We start from the raw sequence: 19638 nt of genomic DNA, 5'->3' as shown, positions 1-19638 counted from the left end.
CCGCTACGAGAAGACCGCCGAGTCCTACCAGGCCGCCGTCACCCTTGCCTCACTCCTGATGTGGGCGTGACCTTTGAAGACAACTCCTAGAGGCCCCGCCCCACAGCCCCGGCACACCCGAACGAGCTAGGTCAAAGGGCCGACGAGGGCGGGGCGCCAGCTGCGAAGAAGGCGGCGTCGAGGCGTCCGCCGTGAGGAAGAAGCCCGCGCCCGGCCACAAAGCAGCGGTCACACCCCGGAAAAGTGTTATCCACACACCCCCCACCCCGTCCCCACCTGTGATCCCCGACATTGCCAACAGCCCGACCCTGGCTGAAAAGGTGCTGGTATGAGAATGGAAGCGGGCGGGCGAGCCCGGCGCGGCGGTGCGAACGGGCGGACCGGTGACGACTGGGCCGTCGTGATCGCCGCCGCCCAGGAGGGCGACCGCCGGGCGCTGGACGAGCTGGTCCACGGCTGGCTGCCGCTCGTCTACAACATCGTCGGCAGAGCGCTCAACGGCCACGCGGACGTCGACGACGTCGTCCAGGAGACGATGCTGAGGGCCGTCGGCAACCTCGGCTCCCTGCGCGACCCGGACAGCTTCCGCTCCTGGCTCGTCGCGATCGCCATGCGCCAGATCCGCGACCGCGCCCGCCGCCGCACCCCGCCCCAGCGCCTCGACGAGAACGACACCACCCCGCACGACACGGCGGACTTCGCCGAACTCGCCGTCCTAAGACTCCAGTTGGAGGGTCAGCGTAAGGAAGTCGCCGAGGCCGTCCCCTGGTTGGACCCCGAGGACCGCCAACTCCTCTCCCTGTGGTGGCTGGAGGTCTCCGGCGAACTCACCCGGCGTGAACTCGCCGCCGCCGTCGGCATCAGCCGCCAGCACGCCGCCGTCCGCGTCCAGCGCGTCAAGGAACGGCTGGAGACCTCCCGGGGCATCGTCCGCGCGCTGGCCGGCGCGTGCCCCGACCTCCGTGACCTGACCGCCCGTTGGCACGGCCGCCCCGACTCCGTCTGGCGCAAACGGCTCGCCCGGCACATCCGGGGCTGCGCCTACTGCGGCGACACCCGCGAACCCGTCGTCCCCGCCGAACGGCTCCTCGTCGGCATCGCCCTCGTCCCCGTCCCGCTCGGCTTCACGCTCTCGCTGACTCTGGGCGGGAAGACGGCGGTCGCGGCCACCGGGATGGGCTGGTCGGCGAAGGTCGTGGGGGCGCTCACCAAACCGGCCGTCGCGGTCACGGCGGGCGCGACCCTGATCGCCGGCGGCGCCTACGTCGTCGTCCAGACCCCGGACGACCCGCCGAAGCGCGCCGCGATCGCCCCCACGGCCGACACCCGCCCGTCTGCCTCGCCCGCCGCCACCCCCACCCCGACCCCGTCCAACTCGCCTTCCCCGTCACCGAGTCCGAGCGCGACACCCTCGACGAAGAGCGCCGTGTACGGCAGCGTCGTCGACGCCGTCGACAGCGCGCCGAACCCCGGCACCCCGCCGGGGACCCTTCCGCAGCGGCCCGCGTCCGGCGTCACGAGCAGCGGTGGCGCCAAGGCGGTCATGCAACACCGGGGCGACCACGTCGACTTGAGCGGACAGGGATACGTCCTCGTCCGCTGGCAGATCTCGCCCAAGTCCCGGCCGGGCGCGCTCGTCATGCCCAGTTGGACCGGGCTCAAGGGCAAGGTCTTCCACGTCGCCTCCGGCGGCGGACGCCGGATGGACGACCCGATGGCCGGCGCCCCCGACGGCTACGCGACCGGCATGGGCGGGCCCGCCATCGGCTACGCCGTCCTGCCCGACGGGACCCAACAGATGTGGCAGAACGAGTACTTCTACCTCGACGGCTCCGTCACCCTCACCGTCAACGAACGCGGCGCCGACTACGGCATCATCGTCTTCCCCTCCACCCGCGAGGAGATCGAGAAGGACATCGCGTACGGCCCGCCGCAGGACGCGATCCGCTACGGCATCGTCCGCGACACCGGCGACGACGACACCCCCGTACCCCAATACCTCACCCGCTCCACGCCAGTCGACCCCGCGACCGTCCCTCAGCGCTCCGACGTGTGACCGTCCTGCGCCTCCAGCACGGCGTCCCCGTGGTCCACGGCCCACACCCCGAGGGCATCGAGCGCGGGCAGCAACGTCCGCCCCAGGGGCGTCAGTTCGTACGCGCCGCGCGCGTCCCGGGCGACGAGGCCGTTGAACTCCAGCCTGCGCACGGTCTCCGTGAGGACCTTCGCGCTGATCCCCCCGATCCGCACGCGCAGTTGTCCATGACGCACCGGGCCGCTGCGCAGCGCCCACAGCGTCACCGGGTCCCAGGTGTGCGCGAGCAGGTCGAAGGCGAGACGGGCAGGGCAGTCGGCGAGGAAGGATAGCTCGGTCGTCACGTACCGGATGGTGCCCGAGCCGCTCCCTAACGTCAGGTGAATCGTCTTCTGCGTAAGGGAGTTGGCATCGTGAGGATCGGAATTCTCGGCACCGGCGGCATGGCGGACGCGCTCGGCACGCAGTGGCGCCGCGCCGGACACGAGGTGCTCGCCGGGGGCCGCTCCGGGGCCGTGTCCCTCGAAGAGGCAGCCGAGTTCGGCACGGACGCGGTGCTGCTCGCGCTGCCCTACCCGGCGGTCGTGGAAGTGGTGAGCGGACTCCAGGACGCCCTGCGGGGACGGGTGTTGGTGGACTGCGTCAACGCGGTCACCGCACCCGGCTTCACCCTGACGACCGCCGCCGGACCGTCCGTCGCCGAGCGCATCGCCGTCGCCGCGCCAACTGCCCACGTGGTCAAGGCGTTCAACCTGTGCCACGCCGACGTCTGGCGCCTCACCCCGCCCGTCTTCGAGGGCCGCCCGCTCGCGGTCCCCCTCTGCGGGGACGACGCCGGGGCCCTCGACGTCGTACGCCGGCTCGTGCGCGAGATCGGGTGCGATCCCTTGTACGCGGGGGGAGTTGACCGGGCGGGCCTCGTCGAGGCGACGGCCGCGCTGCTGATCCGGCTGTGGGTGGGGGAGGGGGCGGACGCACAGGCGATCGCGCCGCCGGTGCCGTATGCGTGGGGGCGGGGGTGAGGGCGGCGGGCCACGTCGTCGTACCGCCGAGCCGTCCCACCCAACTACCCTCCGCCCCACACCACTTGCTACTCCCCGCCCCGCAATCCGTGCAGCACGTCGATCCGGTTCGTCGTGATCGAGTCGACCCCCAGATCGATCAGCTTCCGCAGGGAGCGGCGGGTGTCGGGGGTCCAGACGGAGAGGAGGTGGCCGGTGCGGTGGACGTGTTCCGCGAGGGGGCGGTCGACCAGTGAGAAGCGGTAGTTGAGCCAGCGGGGGCGGATCGCGGCGAGGAGGGTGGGGCGGATGGGCGCGAGGGAGGTGTGCGTGAGGGCGATCTCCGCCGAGGGGTCGGCCGCGCGGACCGCCAGCATCGCCTGCGCGTCGGCGCAGTAGTACACCCGGTCGGCGGCCCCCGCCTCCCGGACCGCGTCGACGACCCGCCGGGCGACCCGGACGTCCCGCGTACCCGGCAGATCGACCATCACGCGGGAGCCCGCCGTTGCCGCGAGCGCTTCCGTGAGCGTCGGCACACCGCCCTCGGTCATCCCGCGCACCTCGGCCGCCGAAAGAGACCGCAGCGGGCGCTCAACCTCCCAGAGCCGGTCGAGCGTCTCATCGTGCAGGAGGACCGGCACACCGTCCCGCGTCAGCCGTACGTCGATCTCGACCGCGTCCGCGCCTTGGGTCAGCGCGGAGCGCAGCGAGTCGAGGGTGTTCTCCCGGAAGCGGTAGGGATCGCCGCGGTGGGCCACGGCCGTCAGGGTCTGCATACGGCCATTGTCACGGCTGTCACGACCGCCACGGCCGTTCACGACTGCCGCGGCTGTCCAGGTCGTCAGGGAGCGAGCCATTCGGAGGTGTAGGTGTCGATCTCGTCGTTGATCCGCGCCTTGCCGGCGTCGTCGAGGAACGCCGCGTCGACCGCGTTCTTCGCGAGAGCCGCGACCCCGCGCTCGTCGAGACCCAGGAGACGGGCGGCGACGGCGTACTCGTTGTTCAGGTCCGTGCCGAACATCGGCGGGTCGTCCGAGTTGATCGTCACCAGCACCCCGGCGCGCACGAACTCCTTGATCGGGTGCTCGTCCAGGGTCGCCACCGCGCGGGTCGCGATGTTCGACGTCGGGCAGACCTCCAGCGGGATGCGCTCGGCCGCGAGGTGGGCGAGAAGTTTCTCGTCCTGGGCGGAACTCGTGCCGTGGCCGATGCGTTCAGCACGTAGATAGGTCAGGGCGTCCCAGACGGTCTCCGGCCCGGTCGTCTCCCCCGCGTGCGGGGCGGAGCGCAGACCCGCGGCGATCGCCCGGTCGAAGTACGGCTTGAACTGCGGTCGGGGTACGCCGATCTCGGGCCCGCCGAGCCCGAAGGAGACGAGGCCCTCGGGGCGCAGCCGGTCGTCCGTCGCGAGCCGGACGGTCTCCTCGGCCGCCGCGAGGCCGGCCTCGCCGGGAATGTCGAAGCACCAGCGCAGGACGGTGCCGAGCTCCTTCTCCGCGGCCTTGCGGGCGTCCTCGATCGCGTCCATGAACGCCTTCGGGTCGATGCCGCGCCGGGTCGAGGAGTACGGCGTGATCGTCAGCTCCGCGTACCGCACCTGCTGCCGGGACAGCTCCCGCGCGACCTCGTACGTCAGCAGGCGGACGTCCTCCGGCGTGCGGATCACGTCCACGACCGACAGGTACACCTCGATGAAGTGCGCGAAGTCCGTGAAGCTGAAGTAGTCGGCCAGCGCCTCCGGGTCCGTCGGCACCGCCGAGTCCGGGTGCCGGGCCGCCAGCTCCGCGACGATCCTCGGGGAGGCCGACCCCACGTGATGCACATGCAGCTCTGCCTTCGGCAGGCCCGCGATGAAAGCGCTCAGGTCGTGAGATGCGGCAGGTACGGCGTTGCTCATGGGTCCCTCCGGGACAGCGCCTCCGGGGTCCGGCCCCGGGCGCGGGTGATCGGCTGATCGTCTGCTCCCGATCATCCTAGGGCGGCGAGTGAGCGGACGGAGGGGGGATTTAGCATGGCCGGACGTACGAGAGGGGCGGGCGGATGACGGAGAACGTGCAGGAGGGGCCGGGGGTCGAGGGGTCGGGGGGCCCGTCGGAGGTCGCGGGGGAGGGGGTTCGGGGGAGGACGCCGACGGGCGGTGCGGCGCAGAGCGGCGGGCCCGGGAGCAGCGGACTCCAGGCCGGTGGCCACGGGCCCGGTGAGCCTGGCAACGGCGGGGCTCAGGACGAGGTGCCGGGGGGCGGTCGGCCCGAGGACGGTGAGCCTCAGGACAAGGCACCCGGGATCGGTGGGCTTCAAAGTGGCGGGCCCGAGGACGGTGTGCCCCAGGGCATCGGGTCCGGGGAGGGCGAGCCTCAGGACGGCAAGCCCGAGTCCGCCCGGCCGGGCGACAACGGGCCTCACGACGAGGTACCGGGGCCCGGCCCGTGGGTGCCTCCGGCGGTGAAGGAAGCCACGAGCGGTACGACGCCGGCGAGCGCGACGGCATCCACGCCGCCCTCCTCGACGTCCCCGGACGACTCCGCGACGCCTCCCACCATCCCCTGGGCCCCGCCCGCCGACGGCACGTACGGCTCCGGCGTACCGCTGAGCCCCCCACCGGTGGTGGAGGAACAGGGCACCCCGGCCCCGAAGACACCCCCCACCCCCACGGTCCTCGACGGCCCCACGCACGACACCCCGCCCCCACCCGCCGCCGAGACCCACCCCCCGTCGGTGCACGACCACCGAACGGTCACCTCCCCGACGACCCCACCCACCCCCGAACCCCCGGCGAACCCCTTCGCGCCCCCGACGAACGACACCCCACCCCCGGCCGCGTACCCTCCGCCGAACCCTTTCGCCGCCCCGAACGCCCCCACTCCACAACCCGGCGCCTACCCACCCCCCACCCCTTTCACGGCCCCGCCCGGCAGCACCCCGCCTCCGTACCCGACCCCCCAGCCCCACACCAGCCACGTCCCCCCACCCCCCATAGCCCCGGACGGCCCCGGCCAACCGCCCTACGGCTACCCGGCGCCCTACCCCTACCCGACGCCGTACGGCGCACCGCCCACCCAGGGCATACCGTTCCCCGGCGCCCCCGCCCCGGGCATACCGGGCGCCGGCCCGGCAGCCCTCGGCATGCCCGCACCGGGAATCCCCGGCTTCCCCACCCCCTACGGCTGGCCCGCCGCACCCCCCAGCAACGGCATGGGCACCTCCGCCATGGTCACCGGCATCCTGGGCGCCCTCGGCTTCTGCCTCTGGCCGGTCGCGTTCGTCCTCGGCGTCCTGGGCGTGGTCCTCGGCATCCTCGGCCGCCGCAAAGCCGCCCGAGGCGAGGCGACGAACGGCGGCCACGCCCTCGCCGGCATCATCTGCGGCGTCGCGGGGATCTTGCTGTCGGTGGGCATGGCCGTACTGATGATCATGGCCTGAGAGCTCGGGCACCCACTCCCGCCGACGAGGACGCCGGCCGCACCCACGACGGGTACGCGGCCGGGGTTGTCGTCACGTCCCCGGCCGCGGGGAGGGAGGAGGCGGTCACGCACATCTGCGGCGCCGGCGCCGTCCTCCCCCATCAGCTCCCGGGACTACTTCGACCACCTCACGGCCGCCCGGATCAGGGGGCAGCTCGACACGCTGGTCACGGCCGTACGGAAACCCGGCGCCGCGCAACCCGGCCCGCCCCACAAGCCCCCTGTGCCCCCTGCCCCCTACAACCCCTCTCCCCGCACCCTCTCCCGCGCCTCCATCAACGCGAACCCCAGCAGATTCAACCCCTTCCACCGCTCAGGATCATCGGCTCCCGCATCCCGCGCACCCAGCCCGATCCCCCACACCGAGTCCACCGGACTGGCCTCGACCAGCACCCGCTTTCCGGTGCCGACCAGGAACTCCCGCAGCGCGGGGTCCGACCGGAACTTGTGGACGCTCCCCTCGACGACGATCCGGAACCGCTCCCGAGCCCACACCGCGTCGTCGAACCCCCGGACGAGCCGCCCGGCTTTCTTCGCGACGGACGGATGCCCCGCCGCGAGCACCCGCGCCTCCGCCTCCGCGTCCCCGAACAGCCGCGCCTTCTCGGCCATCATCCAGTGCTCGGCCGTCGCGTAGTCCACCCCGGCCACGGTGAACGGCGACTCCCACCACTGGCTGAGGCACCCCGCCCCGACCCGCCCGTCGGCACTCGGCCGGTGCCCCCAGAAGTGCAGATACTTGACCTTCGCGCCCGCCCGGACGGCCCGCGTCAGCGCCTCCCGGGAATCGATCTTCTCCATGCCCGACAGCATCGCAGCCGCCACTGACAATCCGGCCGGGATTTCCCGCCCCGGCCCTCCTCGACACCCCTTCTCCAACCCGCCGATCGACAGATTCCGTCGCGTAACCAAAAGGCAACAACGGAATCACTTGTTGGGGTGCCATCGCTCTGTCAGGATCAGCACTCAAATCCGACCAGAGCTACGCCCACGCGTCGAACGTCAAGAGTGGGGCGAAGGTGGAGGAGAACGGCATGCAGGACACCTTCCCCGCGAGGGAACGTTTCGCCCAGGAAATCCCGTACGCCACCGAGGGCGCCCAGTACATCGCGGGCCGCCTCACCCCCGGCACCTCCCCGGACACCCACACGGTCGTCGACCCCGCCACCGCCGCCCCCGTCCTCACCTACGCCCTCGCCTCCCCGGCCGACGTCGACGACGCCGTGGCCGCCGCCCGGGCCGCCTTCCCCGCCTGGTCCGGCGCCACCCCCGGCGACCGCTCCGACGCCCTGCACCGCCTCGCCGCCACCCTGGCCGACCGCGCGGAGGACCTCGCCCGCGCGGAGTCGCTCCAGTGCGGCAAACCCCTCAGACTGACGCGCGAGTTCGACGTCCCCGGCACGATCGACAACACCGCGTTCTTCGCGGGCGCGGCCCGCCACCTCCAGGGCCAGGCGGCCGGCGAGTACTCGGCGGACCACACGTCGTACGTACGGCGCGAGGCGCTCGGCGTCGTCGGCTCCATCGCCCCCTGGAACTACCCCCTCCAGATGGCCGCCTGGAAGATCCTCCCGGCGATCGCGGCGGGCAACACGATCGTCCTGAAGCCCTCCGAGCTGACCCCCCTGACGGCGCTGATGTTCGCCCAGGCGGTCACGGACGCTTGAATCCCCGACGGCGTCGTCAACGTCGTCAGCGGCACCGGGAGGGAGGCCGGGGAGCACCTGGTCGCGCACCCGGACGTCGCGATGACGTCGTTCACGGGCTCCACGGCCGTCGGCAAGCACATCGCGCGGGTCGCCTCGGAGACCGTCAAGCGCGTCCATCTGGAGCTGGGCGGCAAGGCGCCGTTCCTGGTGCACGACGACGCCGACCTGGAGGCCGCCGCGCAGGGCGCCGTCGCGGGCGCGCTGATCAACGGCGGCCAGGACTGCACGGCCGCCACGCGCGCGTACGTGCAGAGGCCGCTGTACGACGCGTTCGTGGAGCGGACGGCCGCCCTCATGGAGAGCGTCCTGCCGGGCGACCCCTTCGCGCACGGCACCGACCTCGGCCCGCTGATCACCCACGCGCATCGGGACCGCGTCGCGGGTTTCGTCGACCGTGCACGCGCGTACGCGCGCGTGGTCACCGGCGGAGCCTCCCCCAAGGAGTACGACGGCGCGTACTATCTCCCCACCCTGATCGCGGACGCCCCCCAGGACAGCGAGATCGTCCGGTCCGAGATCTTCGGCCCCGTCCTGGTGGCCCTGCCCTTCGACAGCGACGACGAGGGCATCCGGCTCGCCAACGACACCCCCTACGGGCTCGCCGCGTCCGTGTGGACCCGGGACGTGTTCCGGGCGAACCGGGCCACCCGGGAGCTGCGCGCGGGGTGCGTGTGGGTCAACGACCACATCCCGATCGTCAGCGAGATGCCCCACGGGGGGTGCCGGCAGTCCGGCTACGGCAAGGACATGTCACCGTACTCGTTCGAGGAGTACACCCAGATCAAGCACGTCATGTTCGACAACACGGCGGTCGCGCGCAAGCCCTGGCACCGCACGGTGTTCACCGGCGGCTGAGCAGGCCCTGAACAGACCGCCGACCTGAACAGACCGCCGAACCGATCGACGTCCGTCCGGAAAGGGCAGCACGCGCATGGAGCAGTACGAGCCCGACGACCGCCTGTCCCCGGCCCAGCTGGCGGCCATGAGGCGCAGCCTGCGCACCGGCCGGGCCGCGCTGACCCGGCGGTCGCTGCTGCGCGCCTCCACGGGCGGCGCGCTGGCCCTCGGCGGCCTCGGGGCGCTGAGCGCCTGCGGCATCCCGGCCGCCGGGAAGACCGCGGGCGGCACGTCCGCCGACGACCTCTCGGCCAAGGAGAAGACCGTCAACTTCTCCAACTGGACCGAGTACATGGACGTCGACGACAGCGGCAAGCACCACCCCACCCTCGACGCGTTCACCAAGCGCACCGGGATCTCCGTCCGGTACACCGAGGACATCAACGACAACAGCGAGTTCTTCGGCAAGATCAAGCCGCAGCTCGCCGCGGGCCAGGACACCGGCCGCGACCTGATAGTCCTCACGGACTGGCTCGCCGGACGGCTGATCCGCCTGGGGTGGGTCCAGAAACTGGACGCTTCCCACCTGCCGCACGCCTTCGCCAACCTCTCCGACCAGTTCCGCAGCCCCGACTGGGACCCGGGACGGGCGTACTCCTACCCCTGGCAGGGCATCTCGACGGTCATCGCGTTCAACAAGAAGGCGCTCGACGGCGCCGAGGTGAAGTCCGTCTCCGACCTCCTCGACAACCGCAAGCTCAAGGGCAAGGTCGGCTTCCTCACCGAGATGCGCGACAGCGTCGGCATGACCCTCCTCGACATGGGCAAGGACCCGGCGAAGTTCACCGCCGACGACTACGACGCGGCGATCGCGCGCCTCCAGAAGGGCGCCGACAACGGCCAGATCCGCCGCTTCACCGGCAACGACTACACCGCCGACCTCGCCAAGGGCGACCTCGCCGCCTGCATCGCCTGGGCCGGGGACGTCGTCCAGCTCAAGGCGGACAGCCCGGACATCGACTTCGTCATCCCCGACAGCGGCTACATGACGTCCAGCGACAACCTGCTGATCCCCAACAAGGCACGCCACAAGACGAACGCCGAACGGCTCATCGACTACTACTACGAGCCCGAACCGGCCGCCCAGCTCGCCGCTTACATCAACTACGTCTGCCCGGTGGACGGTGTGAAGGAGGCGCTGGCGAAGATCGACCCGGCCGCGGCGGACAACCCGCTGATCATTCCCGACAAGGCGATGCAGGCCAAGTCGCACTCCTTCCGCTCGCTGAGCGCGAGCGAGGAGACCGCATTCGAAGCGAAGTTCGCGAAGCTCACTGGGGCGTGACGACCATGACAGACAACAGCGGCGACGTCCGCCTCTCCGGCATCGGCAAGACCTACGGCGCCTTCACGGCCGTGCACCCGCTCGACCTGACCGTCCCCCAGGGCTCGTTCTTCGCGCTCCTCGGCGCCTCCGGCTGCGGGAAGACGACGACCCTGAGGATGATCGCGGGCCTGGAGGAGCCGACCAGCGGCACCGTCCACCTCGGCGACCAGGACGTCACCCGGCTGCCGCCCTACAAGCGGCCCGTGAACACCGTCTTCCAGTCCTACGCCCTCTTCCCGCACCTCGACATTTTCGAGAATGTCGCTTTCGGGCTCAGGCGGCGCGGCATCAAGAGCGTGAAACAACAAGTCGGAGACATGCTGGACCTCGTCCAGCTGGGCGAGCAGGCCCGCAAACGGCCCCACCAGCTCTCCGGCGGCCAGCAGCAGCGCGTCGCCGTCGCCCGCGCGCTGATCAACCACCCCAAGGTGCTCCTCCTCGACGAACCCCTCGGCGCCCTCGACCTGAAGCTGCGCCGCCAGATGCAGCTGGAGCTCAAGCGCATCCAGACCGAGGTCGGCATCACGTTCGTGCACGTCACGCACGACCAGGAGGAGGCCATGACGATGGCCGACACGGTCGCCGTGATGAACGCGGGCCGCGTCGAGCAGCTCGGCTCCCCGGCCGACCTGTACGAGAACCCGAGGACGACGTTCGTCGCGAACTTCCTCGGCACCTCCAACCTCATCGAGGCCGAGGTCGCGAGCCGGGGCGCCGGCGAGGTCGTCCTCAAGGCCGGTGACGGCCGTATCGCGCTCCCCGAGGAGCGATGTCCGGCGGGCGGCAAGGTCCTGATCGGCGTCCGCCCCGAGAAGGTCGCCCTCGCCCACGCCGACGAGGAGTCCACCGTCCCGGAGGGCCGCAACCGGCTGCGCGGGACGATCGCCGACGCCAGCTTCATCGGAGTGTCGACGCAGTACGTCATCCGGACGGCTGTCTGCCCCGAGTTCGCGGTGTACGTCCAGAACGTCGACCGGGACGCGCGTCTCGCCCCCGGCGCCGAGGTCGTCCTGCACTGGGCCCCGGAGCACACGTTCGGTCTGGACGCCTCCCAGGACATCGACGCGGGCACCGAGGAAGAGGCGGTCGTCTGATGGCGGCGACCCTCACCAAGGCGGAGCCCGAACCCGGACGCGGGGACGAGCCTCCCGCGCGCGTGCGCGCCAGAGGCCGCTGGACGCCGTACTGGCTGCTGCTGCCCGGCATCCTCTGGCTGATCGTGTTCTTCGCGCTGCCGATGATCTACCAGGCGTCGACGTCCGTGCAGACCGGCTCCCTCGAAGAGGGCTACAAGGTCACCTGGCACTTCGCGACCTACTGGGACGCCTTCCAGGAGTACTGGCCGCAGTTCCTGCGCTCGGTCCTGTACGCCGCCGCCGCGACCGTCCTGTGCCTCGTCCTCGGCTATCCGCTGGCCTACCTGATCGCGTTCCGCGCGGGACGCTGGCGGAACCTGATCATGATCCTGGTGATCGCGCCGTTCTTCACCAGCTTCCTGATCCGCACGCTCGCCTGGAAGACGATCCTCGCGGACGGCGGCCCGGTCGTCGGCGCGCTCAACACCCTGCACGTCCTGGACATCACGAACTGGCTCGGCTGGACCGCCGGCGACCGGGTCCTGGCGACGCCCCTGGCGGTCGTCTGCGGGCTGACGTACAACTTCCTGCCGTTCATGATCCTGCCGCTGTACACGTCCCTGGAGCGCATCGACGGACGCCTCCACGAAGCCGCGGGCGACCTGTACGCGCGCCCGTGGACGACGTTCCGGAAGGTCACCTTCCCGTTGTCGATGCCCGGGGTCGTCTCCGGGACGCTCCTGACGTTCATCCCGGCGTCCGGCGACTACGTCAACGCCGAACTCCTCGGCTCGACCGACACCCGGATGATCGGGAACGTCATCCAGACGCAGTTCCTGCGCGTCCTGGACTATCCGACGGCCGCCGCGCTGAGTTTCCTCCTCATGGCCGCGATCCTGTTCATGGTCACGTTCTACATTCGCCGCTCCGGGACGGAGGATCTCGTCTGATGTCCTGGCTCAAGCGCCATTTCGTCGTCATCGCGGGCCTGTGCACGCTGGCTTATCTGCTGCTGCCGAACGTGGTCGTCACGGTCTTCTCGTTCAACAAGCCGAAAGGCCGCTTCAACTACGAGTGGCAGAATTTCTCGCTGGACGCGTGGAAAGACCCGTGCGGGGTCGCCGGAATGTGCGGATCGCTCTCCGTGAGCCTCCAGATCGCGTTCTGGGCGACCCTCGGGGCGACCGCGCTCGGCACGATGATCGCCTTCGCGCTGGTCCGCTACCGGTTCCGCGCGCGGGGCGCCGTCAACTCGCTGATCTTCCTGCCGATGGCGATGCCCGAGGTCGTCATGGCCGCCTCGCTGCTCACCCTGTTCCTCAACATGGGCGCCCAGCTGGGCTTCTGGACGATCCTCATCGCGCACATCATGTTCTGCCTCAGCTTCGTCGTGACCGCCGTCAAGGCGCGCGTCATGTCGATGGACCCGCGCCTCGAAGAGGCCGCCCGGGACCTCTACGCCGGACCGGTGCAGACGTTCCTGCGGGTCACCCTGCCGATCGCGGCCCCCGGAATCGCCGCGGGCGCGCTGCTCGCCTTCGCGCTCTCCTTCGACGATTTCATCATCACCAATTTCAACGCCGGGTCGACCGTCACCTTCCCCATGTTCGTCTGGGGTTCGGCGCAGCGCGGTACGCCCGTGCAGATCAACGTCATCGGTACGGCGATGTTCCTCGTCGCCGTTCTGCTGGTGCTGGCCTCGATGGCCGTCGGGAAACGCCGTAACAGACAAAAGGCATGACGCCTTCGAGAAATGCCCTGTAGGGAGTTGAAATCATGGCCCCTAGCGCCATGAGCCGTGGCACACACACGAAGTCCCTCTCCGAAGCCCAGCCGGTCCCGTACTGGCTGGAAGACCCCGGCAGGCCCGCCCCCGAGCCCGCGCTGACCGCCGCCGAGACCTGCGACCTGCTGGTCGTGGGCGGCGGCTACAGCGGGCTGTGGACGGCGCTCGTCGCCAAGGAACGCGACCCCGCGCGGGACGTCGTCCTGCTGGAGGCCCGCGAGGTGGGCTGGGCCGCCTCGGGCCGCAACGGCGGCTTCTGCGCCGCCTCCCTCACCCACGGCCTCCCCAACGGCCTCGCCCGCTGGCCCGACGAGATCCACCGCCTCGAAGAGCTCGGCGCCCGCAACCTCGACGCGATCGAGGAGTCCCTGAAGCGCCACGGCATCGACTGCGACTTCGAGCGCACCGGCGAGATCGCCGTCGCCACCGAGACCTACCAGGCGTGGGAACTGCGCGACTGGTACGAGCGCATCGCGCGCGAGGGCCTCGCCGACGGCATGGAGTTCCTCGACACCGACGCCGTACGCGATCGCGTCAACTCCCCGACCTTCGAGGCCGGTCTCCACGACCGCCGCGGCGTCGCCATGCTCCACCCCGCCAAACTCGCCTGGGGCCTCAAACAGGCGTGCCGCGAACTCGGCGTGCGCGTCTACGAGCACACCCCGGCCCTGGACCTCGTCACGTACGGCGCCGGAATGGCCGTGAAGACGCCGTACGGCCGTGTGCGGGCCCGCCAGGTCGCCCTGGGCACGAACATCTACCCGAGCCTCGTCAAGCGCGTACGCGCCTACACGGTGCCCGTCTACGACTACGCCCTGATGACCGAGCCGCTCACCGCCGCGCAGCTCGCCGAGATCGGCTGGCGGGGCCGCGAGGGGCTCGGGGACTCCGCGAACCAGTTCCACTACTTCCGGCTCACCTCCGACAACCGCGTCCTGTGGGGCGGCTACGACGCGATCTATCCCTACGGCGGCCGGGTCCGCGCCGAGTACGAGGACCGCCCCGAGACCTACGCCAAGCTCGCGGAGCACTTCTTCACGTGCTTCCCCCAACTGGACGGCACCCGCTTCACGCACGCGTGGGGCGGCGCGATCGACACCTGCTCACGCTTCTCCGCCTTCTTCGGTACGGCCCACCGAGGCCGAGTGGCGTACGCCGCCGGATACACCGGGCTCGGTGTCGGCGCCACCCGCTTCGGCGCCGAGGTCATGCTCGACCTCCTCGCCGGGGAGCCCACCGAACGGACGTCGCTGGCCATGGTCCGCAGGAAACCGCTCCCGTTCCCGCCCGAACCGTTCGCCTGGACCGGGATCGCGCTCACCAAATGGTCACTGGCGCGCGCGGACGCGCGTGCGGGGCGCAGAAACCTCTGGCTGCGGGCCATGGACCGGGTGGGGCTCGGCTTCGACAGCTGACATGTGATCCGGTTCACTCCAGATCACCGGCCGAACCCGCGTAATGCTCACCGGAAAACCTCCCTCTCTTCCTCGTGACGCGACCGCAAGAGGCGAGCGCGTCGACGACAGAGACGACAGAAAGGGAGGTCCACCGATGACTGGGGCCAAGACCGCGGTCGAATGGCTGGCGTCCGTCGCGCCCGACCCCGACGCCTGCCGCTGGGAGTGGGAGCGCAACCCCCTCGGGGTGGCGCTGCTGCCCGCCGGCCGCGCCTGGGACGTCCTCATCCTGCCCGGCGACCTGGGCTATCCGACCCTCGACATCCTGACCCGCATCCTCGACCGGCCCGGCCCGGTGCTCGCCGACTTCGGCGACAACCGGATGGGCTTCTTCGTGCCCCCGGGCACCGCCGCCCGCTGGCTCGGCACCGGCATCCGCAGCGCGGGCAACGGCACCTGGATCGTCGTCCCCTACCCGGGACGCTCCACCGGTGCCGTCCGCTGGCTCGTCCCGCCGGACGGCACCGGCACGCTCAACGACCCCGCGCTCCTCGAACTCGCCATGCACGAGGCCGCTGCGGGGCTCGCCGCGGGGGAGGAGGCGTGATCATCCGCTGACCCGTCGGCGAGCACACCTCCGCGTCCCCCATTCCGGGGAGGGTGCCCGCGCGTGAACACGCACGTCGGCCGCCCGTGCGGCCGACGCGGTCGTGGCTCACGGCGCCGTCGTCGCCTTGAGCGCCAGCCACAGCTCCATCCGCACGTCCGGGTCGTCCAGCGAACGGCCCAGGATCTCCTCCACGCGGCGCATCCGATAGCGCAGCGTGTGCCGGTGCACTCCCAGATCGGCGGCGGCCGAGTCCCACTGGCCGTGCCGGGAGAGCCACGCCCGCAGCGAGGCGACCAGATCGCCCCGGCCCGTCGCGTCGTGCTCGTACAGCGCCCGCAGGAGACCGTCCGAGAACGCCTTCACCGCGTCGTCCGCGAGCAGCGGCAGCACCGAGCCCGACGCCAGCCGGTCGTGCTCCACGAAGACCCTGCCCCGGCGGCGGGCGACCGACAGGGCCTGCTCCGCCTGCTTGTGGCCCACGGCGGCCGTGCTGGGGCCCGCCGGACCCGACAGGCCGATCAGCAGGGCGTGGCCCTCCGTCGAACGGTCCGCCTCCACCTCCGCCGCGTACTCCACCGTCTCCGCCAGCGCCGCGCCGTCGTCCACCGCCACGACCACCAGCCGCCCGTCCTCCGGGACGACCAGGACCGGTTCGCCCGCGCGGGCCGCCGCGGACTCCAGGGCCTCCGCGAACTCCTCCAGCGGGCCGTCGTCGGACACGCGTGAGGGCGAGGGGGGCGGGGTTTCGGAAGGCACGCGCGCGTGGGGGCCCGGTTCCGCGACGAGCACCCGGAACGGGGCGTCCAGGAGACCCTCGTACAGATCGCCCGCCACCGCGCGCGCGTGGTCCGGTTCGGCCGCGAGGAGCATGTGCAGGACCGCCGCGCCGACGCGCTGTTCGGCCGCCTGGAGGGAACGGGAGCGTTCCGTCGTCAGGGTCAGGAGGGCGATCGCCGAGTGGACGGCGTACCGCTCGGCTGTGCCGGGGGCGGCGGCCGTGCCGACGGCGAGCGCCGCGCGGGGGCGGCGGCCCGTGCCCAGGGAGTGCAGCTCCACCCGGTCCTCGCCGTCGATCACCGAGGAGGCGGGGGCGGGGCGGTCGCGCAGCCGGGAGACGTCCACCGTGAGGCGGGCCGCCCTGCGCCACGCCCACTCCGGGGCCGCCGCGACGACCGTGCCCGCCGCGTCGTACAGCGCCGCCCAGCCGTCCACCTGGGCCGCCAGCGCCGTCAGCAGCCCCTCCGGGCCGGCCGTCAGAGTCTGCCGGGTCAGCTCCCGCTGGGCCGCGAAACCGTCCGTCACCGCGCGGTACTGGTCCGCCGCGATCGCCGCCGAGACGGCCTTGCTGATCGCGATGAACGGGGTCCTGCGCGGCACTTCGAGCAACGGGAGGCCCTCCGCGCGGGCCGCCTCCACCAGCGCGTCCGGGATGTCGTCGTAGTTGACGCCCACCGCGAACCCGAGCCCCACCACCCCCGCCTCCACCAGCCGCCGCACGTACCTGCGCATCGCCGCCGGGTTCTCCGCGTCCAGCTTCAGCGCGGTGATCAGCAGCAGCTCCCCGCCCTCCATGTACTCCACCGGGTCCGGCAGCTCGCTCACGTGCGCCCACCGCACCGCCACCCCGAGCCGTTCCTCCCCCGCGCGGACGACCAGTTTCAGCGCCGAGTGACGGACGAGCGAGGCGAGGGTGGGGGGCATGGCGCCTTCAGGTGGTGGGTGAAGCAGGCGGGGCAGTGCCGATTGTGCCTCAGGGGGCACCGTCCCCGTACGCCCTCCGCTCAGCCCCGCAGGTCCACCAGCATCGGCGGCGCGTGTTCGCCCTTCACGGTCGTCAGGGAGAGCACCGCGTGGCCCGGGGGGATCTCGTGGGCGAGCTGGGAGGCGGACCAGCGTTCACGTTCGACCTGGCGGACGGTGACGGCGTCGGTGGTGACGGCCTTGCCGGTGACGAGCTTGCGCAGGGCGTGGATCGCCCGGGTCATCGGCTGGTCGGCGAAGACGGTGTGCTTGGCGACCTCGGTCGTCTCGATCCACTCCGTGCCCCACGTCTGGGCGAACCGGTTGCCGTCCCACGTGGTGACACCGGAGTACGCCATCCGGCACCCCACGGCCCCGTACAGCGGCCCGTGCAGCGCCTCCGGGACGTCGCCGACGCTCCGCAGGGCCAGCACCACGCCCGCGTCGCGCGACCGCAGCCGCTGGATGTGCCGGACGGACTCCGCGGTGACCGCCCCGGTCGCGTCGTCCAGGACGAGGCACGCGAAGTGACCGCGCCGGCCCTCCCGGACGACCGCGTGGAACTGGGCCAGCACCAGCCGGGTGAGCAGCCGCCCCGCCTCCTCGTGCCCGCGCGCGGGCAGGTCGACGCGGACGCGCAGGGGGTGATCGGCGAGGGCGCGCAGGGAGAACGCCCGGTGCGGCGCGCCCCCCTCGCGGGCCCCGCCGAAGAACTCCGCGAACACCGGCCTGCTCAGCAGCGCCAGCCGGTCCGCCAGCGCCCGCCCCACGTCCCCCACGGCCCCCGTCTGCCTGATCCGCGCGTCCAGCTCCCGGCGCAGCACCTCGTCCCCGGCGAGCGCCTCCCGCAGGGCGCCCAGCGCCTCGGCCCCCTCCAGCAGCTCGCGCAGGACGGGAAAGGCCGGGAAACGGCCGTGGACGGCCCTGTACGGGCCGAGGAGCTGCGCGAGGGCCGTCGTGGCCTGGGGGGCGTCCAGATCGCCCACGAGGGCCTCGGAGAGGATCGCGGCGGCCTCGTCGGGGTCGTCCGATCCGGCGTACGGGTCGAGGTCGTGCACGGACGACGGGTCGCCGATCCGGACGATCACGTCGAAGGAGTCGTCGGAACCGAGCGGCGCCCCCGGGGACGACACCGCGACCACCGCGCACGCGCCCGTCAGCGCCCGCAGCGCCAGCGCCTCCGTCACCGGCTCGACCAGCGTCCGCGTCTTCCCCGCCCCGGACGGCCCGACCGCCAGCAGCGACGTCCCCAGCACGTCCGCGCCGAGCGCGGCTCCCGCGTCCCGGTAGGCCACCGGCGCCCGCTCGGCGGACACCCACCGCCCGATCCGCACCTGCCCGGCGAGCAGGTCGTGCCGCGCGGTACGCCGCGACAGGTCACGCGCCCCCGAGGGATGCGTCCACGCGGCACCCCCCTGCCGCAGCACCGTCTCCCGGAACGCCCCGAGCGACGCGCCCGCGCGGGCCGACGCGAACGCGTGCTCCACGCGCGCGCAGTCGACGTCGTTCATCCGCCCCGCGACGACCTCCCCGGTCAGCAGGTCCGCCGCCTCCTGCTGCCCGGCGTCCCGCAGAGCCGGCCACTGCGCGCGCGGGCGCTCCACGACGGCCTCCGCAGGAACGTCCCCCCTGCGGGCCGCCAGCAGCTCCTTCGCGTACGGCCACCAGCCCCCGACCTTCGCGAACGGCCACACCACCAGCGCGGTGATCACGGCGTACAGCGAATCGGTGAACAGGGCGGACGTGAACAGTTCATAGCTCCCGGAGATCAGCACGACCAGCGAGAACAGCGGGTCCACGACGGGCAGCGAGTCCCAGCCGACCAGCGGGAACGCGTCCGGGAACACGAAACTGAGCGCCACCAGCGCGGCGAACAGCGCGAACAGCGCGCGCGTGGGCTGCGGCCGGCGCCCGACGAAATGCCGCACGGCGTCCGGCCAGCTCCCCAGCCGGCCCATCGTGTACATGAGGACGGCGAAGAACAGCCCGTCGTACACGACCCGCGCCTCCGCGCCCTCCGTCGTCTTCGCGGAGGCCATCGTCCCGCCCCACCACCAGTCGCCCGGCGTGAACAGCCGCAACACCGTGAACTGGTAGGGGAACGAGCCGCGCCGCCACAGGGACCACAGGACCAGCGCGACGACCAGCGGGATCAGCAGACCGACGACGGTGACCGGGGAGAGGCGCTCGCCGTCCCGGGAGGTGTCCTTCGGCGGCCGGAAACCGAACCGCCAGATACCGGGGCGGACCTCCGGGCGAGGGGTGTCGAGCCACTCGGAGACGGCGCTCACCGCGGGGGTCTTGTCGTACGTCCCGGGGGCGTGGGCCGGCCTCGGCGGCACTCCCGTGCCCTCCGGGGGGCCCGCGGGGCGCGGCACAGGGCTCGCATGCGTACCGCGCGCGTCCTGCGTCCCGTCGCTGTTCATCGCCCTGCCCCCTGACCAGCCGATCCGTCCACCGTCAGCCGTCAATCTAACGCGCCCGCAAAGGGAGTTCACCGCTCCCGCGCCCGGCGGCGCCGACACCGTCGTACGACACCACTGTCCATCGCGGACAAGGCGCCGTCCCGAAGGTGCCCACATGGAGCATGCCCAGCTTG

The 19638-nt window shown here is 72.0% G+C and carries 15 protein-coding genes and 1 pseudogene; 10 read left to right on the top strand and 6 right to left on the bottom strand.

Annotated elements, in window-relative coordinates; translation table 11 throughout:
- The first annotated feature begins 334 nt into the window (after positions 1-334).
- On the top strand, positions 335-2056 hold the full coding sequence (locus ABZX85_RS45650; protein ID WP_355883684.1) for a sigma-70 family RNA polymerase sigma factor: 1722 nt from the start codon (positions 335-337) through the stop codon (positions 2054-2056).
- Here the strand turns inward: ABZX85_RS45650 and ABZX85_RS45645 are convergent.
- Positions 2038-2379, bottom strand: a complete 342-nt coding sequence (locus ABZX85_RS45645; protein WP_355883677.1) for a helix-turn-helix domain-containing protein — start codon at positions 2377-2379, stop codon at positions 2038-2040. The genes ABZX85_RS45650 and ABZX85_RS45645 overlap by 19 nt on opposite strands.
- Positions 2380-2448: 69 nt before the next feature.
- Between ABZX85_RS45645 and ABZX85_RS45640 the strand changes: the two genes are divergently transcribed.
- The gene (locus ABZX85_RS45640; RefSeq protein ID WP_355883674.1) at positions 2449-3057 is read left to right on the top strand and encodes an NAD(P)-binding domain-containing protein; all 609 of its coding nucleotides are present in this window, start codon (positions 2449-2451) and stop codon (positions 3055-3057) included.
- Between the two features lie 68 nt (positions 3058-3125).
- On the opposite strand, the gene ABZX85_RS45635 is transcribed toward ABZX85_RS45640, so the two are convergent.
- Both ABZX85_RS45635 and ABZX85_RS45630 read right to left on the bottom strand, forming a co-directional pair.
- On the bottom strand, positions 3126-3812 hold the full coding sequence (locus ABZX85_RS45635; protein WP_355883671.1) for a glycerophosphodiester phosphodiesterase: 687 nt from the start codon (positions 3810-3812) through the stop codon (positions 3126-3128).
- 65 nt (positions 3813-3877) lie between these two features.
- Positions 3878-4933, bottom strand: a complete 1056-nt coding sequence (locus ABZX85_RS45630) for an adenosine deaminase (RefSeq protein ID WP_355883668.1) — start codon at positions 4931-4933, stop codon at positions 3878-3880.
- Between the two features lie 422 nt (positions 4934-5355).
- Here ABZX85_RS45630 and ABZX85_RS45625 point away from each other — a divergent pair, with 422 nt between their 5' ends.
- Positions 5356-6456: a DUF4190 domain-containing protein gene (locus ABZX85_RS45625; protein ID WP_355883665.1), complete on the top strand. Its 1101-nt coding sequence runs from the start codon at positions 5356-5358 to the stop codon at positions 6454-6456.
- Between the two features lie 278 nt (positions 6457-6734).
- Here the strand turns inward: ABZX85_RS45625 and ABZX85_RS45620 are convergent, their stop codons facing one another.
- A complete protein-coding gene (locus ABZX85_RS45620) occupies positions 6735-7298 on the bottom strand; it encodes an NADAR family protein (protein ID WP_355883662.1) in 564 nt (187 codons plus the stop codon).
- A gap of 233 nt (positions 7299-7531) precedes the next feature.
- Between ABZX85_RS45620 and ABZX85_RS45615 the strand changes: the two are divergent.
- The 7 genes and pseudogenes from ABZX85_RS45615 to ABZX85_RS45585 all read left to right on the top strand — a co-directional run bounded on the left by ABZX85_RS45615 (position 7532) and on the right by ABZX85_RS45585 (position 15296).
- A pseudogene (locus ABZX85_RS45615) lies at positions 7532-9061 on the top strand (gamma-aminobutyraldehyde dehydrogenase).
- A 76-nt stretch (positions 9062-9137) separates the two neighbouring features.
- Positions 9138-10388 carry a spermidine/putrescine ABC transporter substrate-binding protein gene (locus ABZX85_RS45610; RefSeq protein WP_355883659.1) on the top strand — a complete coding sequence of 417 codons (1251 nt, stop codon included), beginning with the start codon at positions 9138-9140 and terminating at the stop codon, positions 10386-10388.
- A 5-nt stretch (positions 10389-10393) separates the two neighbouring features.
- Entirely contained in the window at positions 10394-11524 is a 1131-nt protein-coding gene (locus tag ABZX85_RS45605; RefSeq protein WP_355883682.1) for an ABC transporter ATP-binding protein, read from the top strand.
- On the top strand, positions 11524-12456 hold the full coding sequence (locus ABZX85_RS45600) for an ABC transporter permease (protein ID WP_355883656.1): 933 nt from the start codon (positions 11524-11526) through the stop codon (positions 12454-12456). Before ABZX85_RS45605 ends, ABZX85_RS45600 begins: the two co-directional genes overlap by 1 nt.
- Positions 12456-13247: an ABC transporter permease gene (locus tag ABZX85_RS45595; protein WP_355883653.1), complete on the top strand. Its 792-nt coding sequence runs from the start codon at positions 12456-12458 to the stop codon at positions 13245-13247. The genes ABZX85_RS45600 and ABZX85_RS45595 overlap by 1 nt, the downstream gene beginning before the upstream one ends.
- Positions 13248-13282: 35 nt before the next feature.
- Positions 13283-14707 (top strand): FAD-dependent oxidoreductase, encoded by a 1425-nt coding sequence (locus tag ABZX85_RS45590; RefSeq protein WP_355883650.1) that lies wholly within the window; start codon positions 13283-13285, stop codon positions 14705-14707.
- Positions 14708-14843: 136 nt separating this feature from the next.
- A complete protein-coding gene (locus ABZX85_RS45585) occupies positions 14844-15296 on the top strand; it encodes a hypothetical protein (protein ID WP_355883647.1) in 453 nt (150 codons plus the stop codon).
- A gap of 108 nt (positions 15297-15404) precedes the next feature.
- Here ABZX85_RS45585 and ABZX85_RS45580 read toward each other — a convergent pair whose 3' ends face one another.
- Together ABZX85_RS45580 and ABZX85_RS45575 are read right to left on the bottom strand one after the other, a co-directional pair.
- Entirely contained in the window at positions 15405-17000 is a 1596-nt protein-coding gene (locus tag ABZX85_RS45580; RefSeq protein WP_355883644.1) for a PucR family transcriptional regulator, read from the bottom strand.
- An 80-nt stretch (positions 17001-17080) separates the two neighbouring features.
- Positions 17081-19465 carry an ATP/GTP-binding protein gene (locus tag ABZX85_RS45575; protein ID WP_355883642.1) on the bottom strand — a complete coding sequence of 795 codons (2385 nt, stop codon included), beginning with the start codon at positions 19463-19465 and terminating at the stop codon, positions 17081-17083.
- Between the last annotated feature and the right edge of the window lie 173 nt (positions 19466-19638).

The organism is Streptomyces sp. NPDC004539, from assembly GCF_040610055.1.
Lineage (GTDB): Bacteria > Actinomycetota > Actinomycetes > Streptomycetales > Streptomycetaceae > Streptomyces.
The sequence above is the reverse complement of the archived record's forward strand: the minus strand, read 5'-3'. Positions and strand labels throughout refer to the sequence as shown.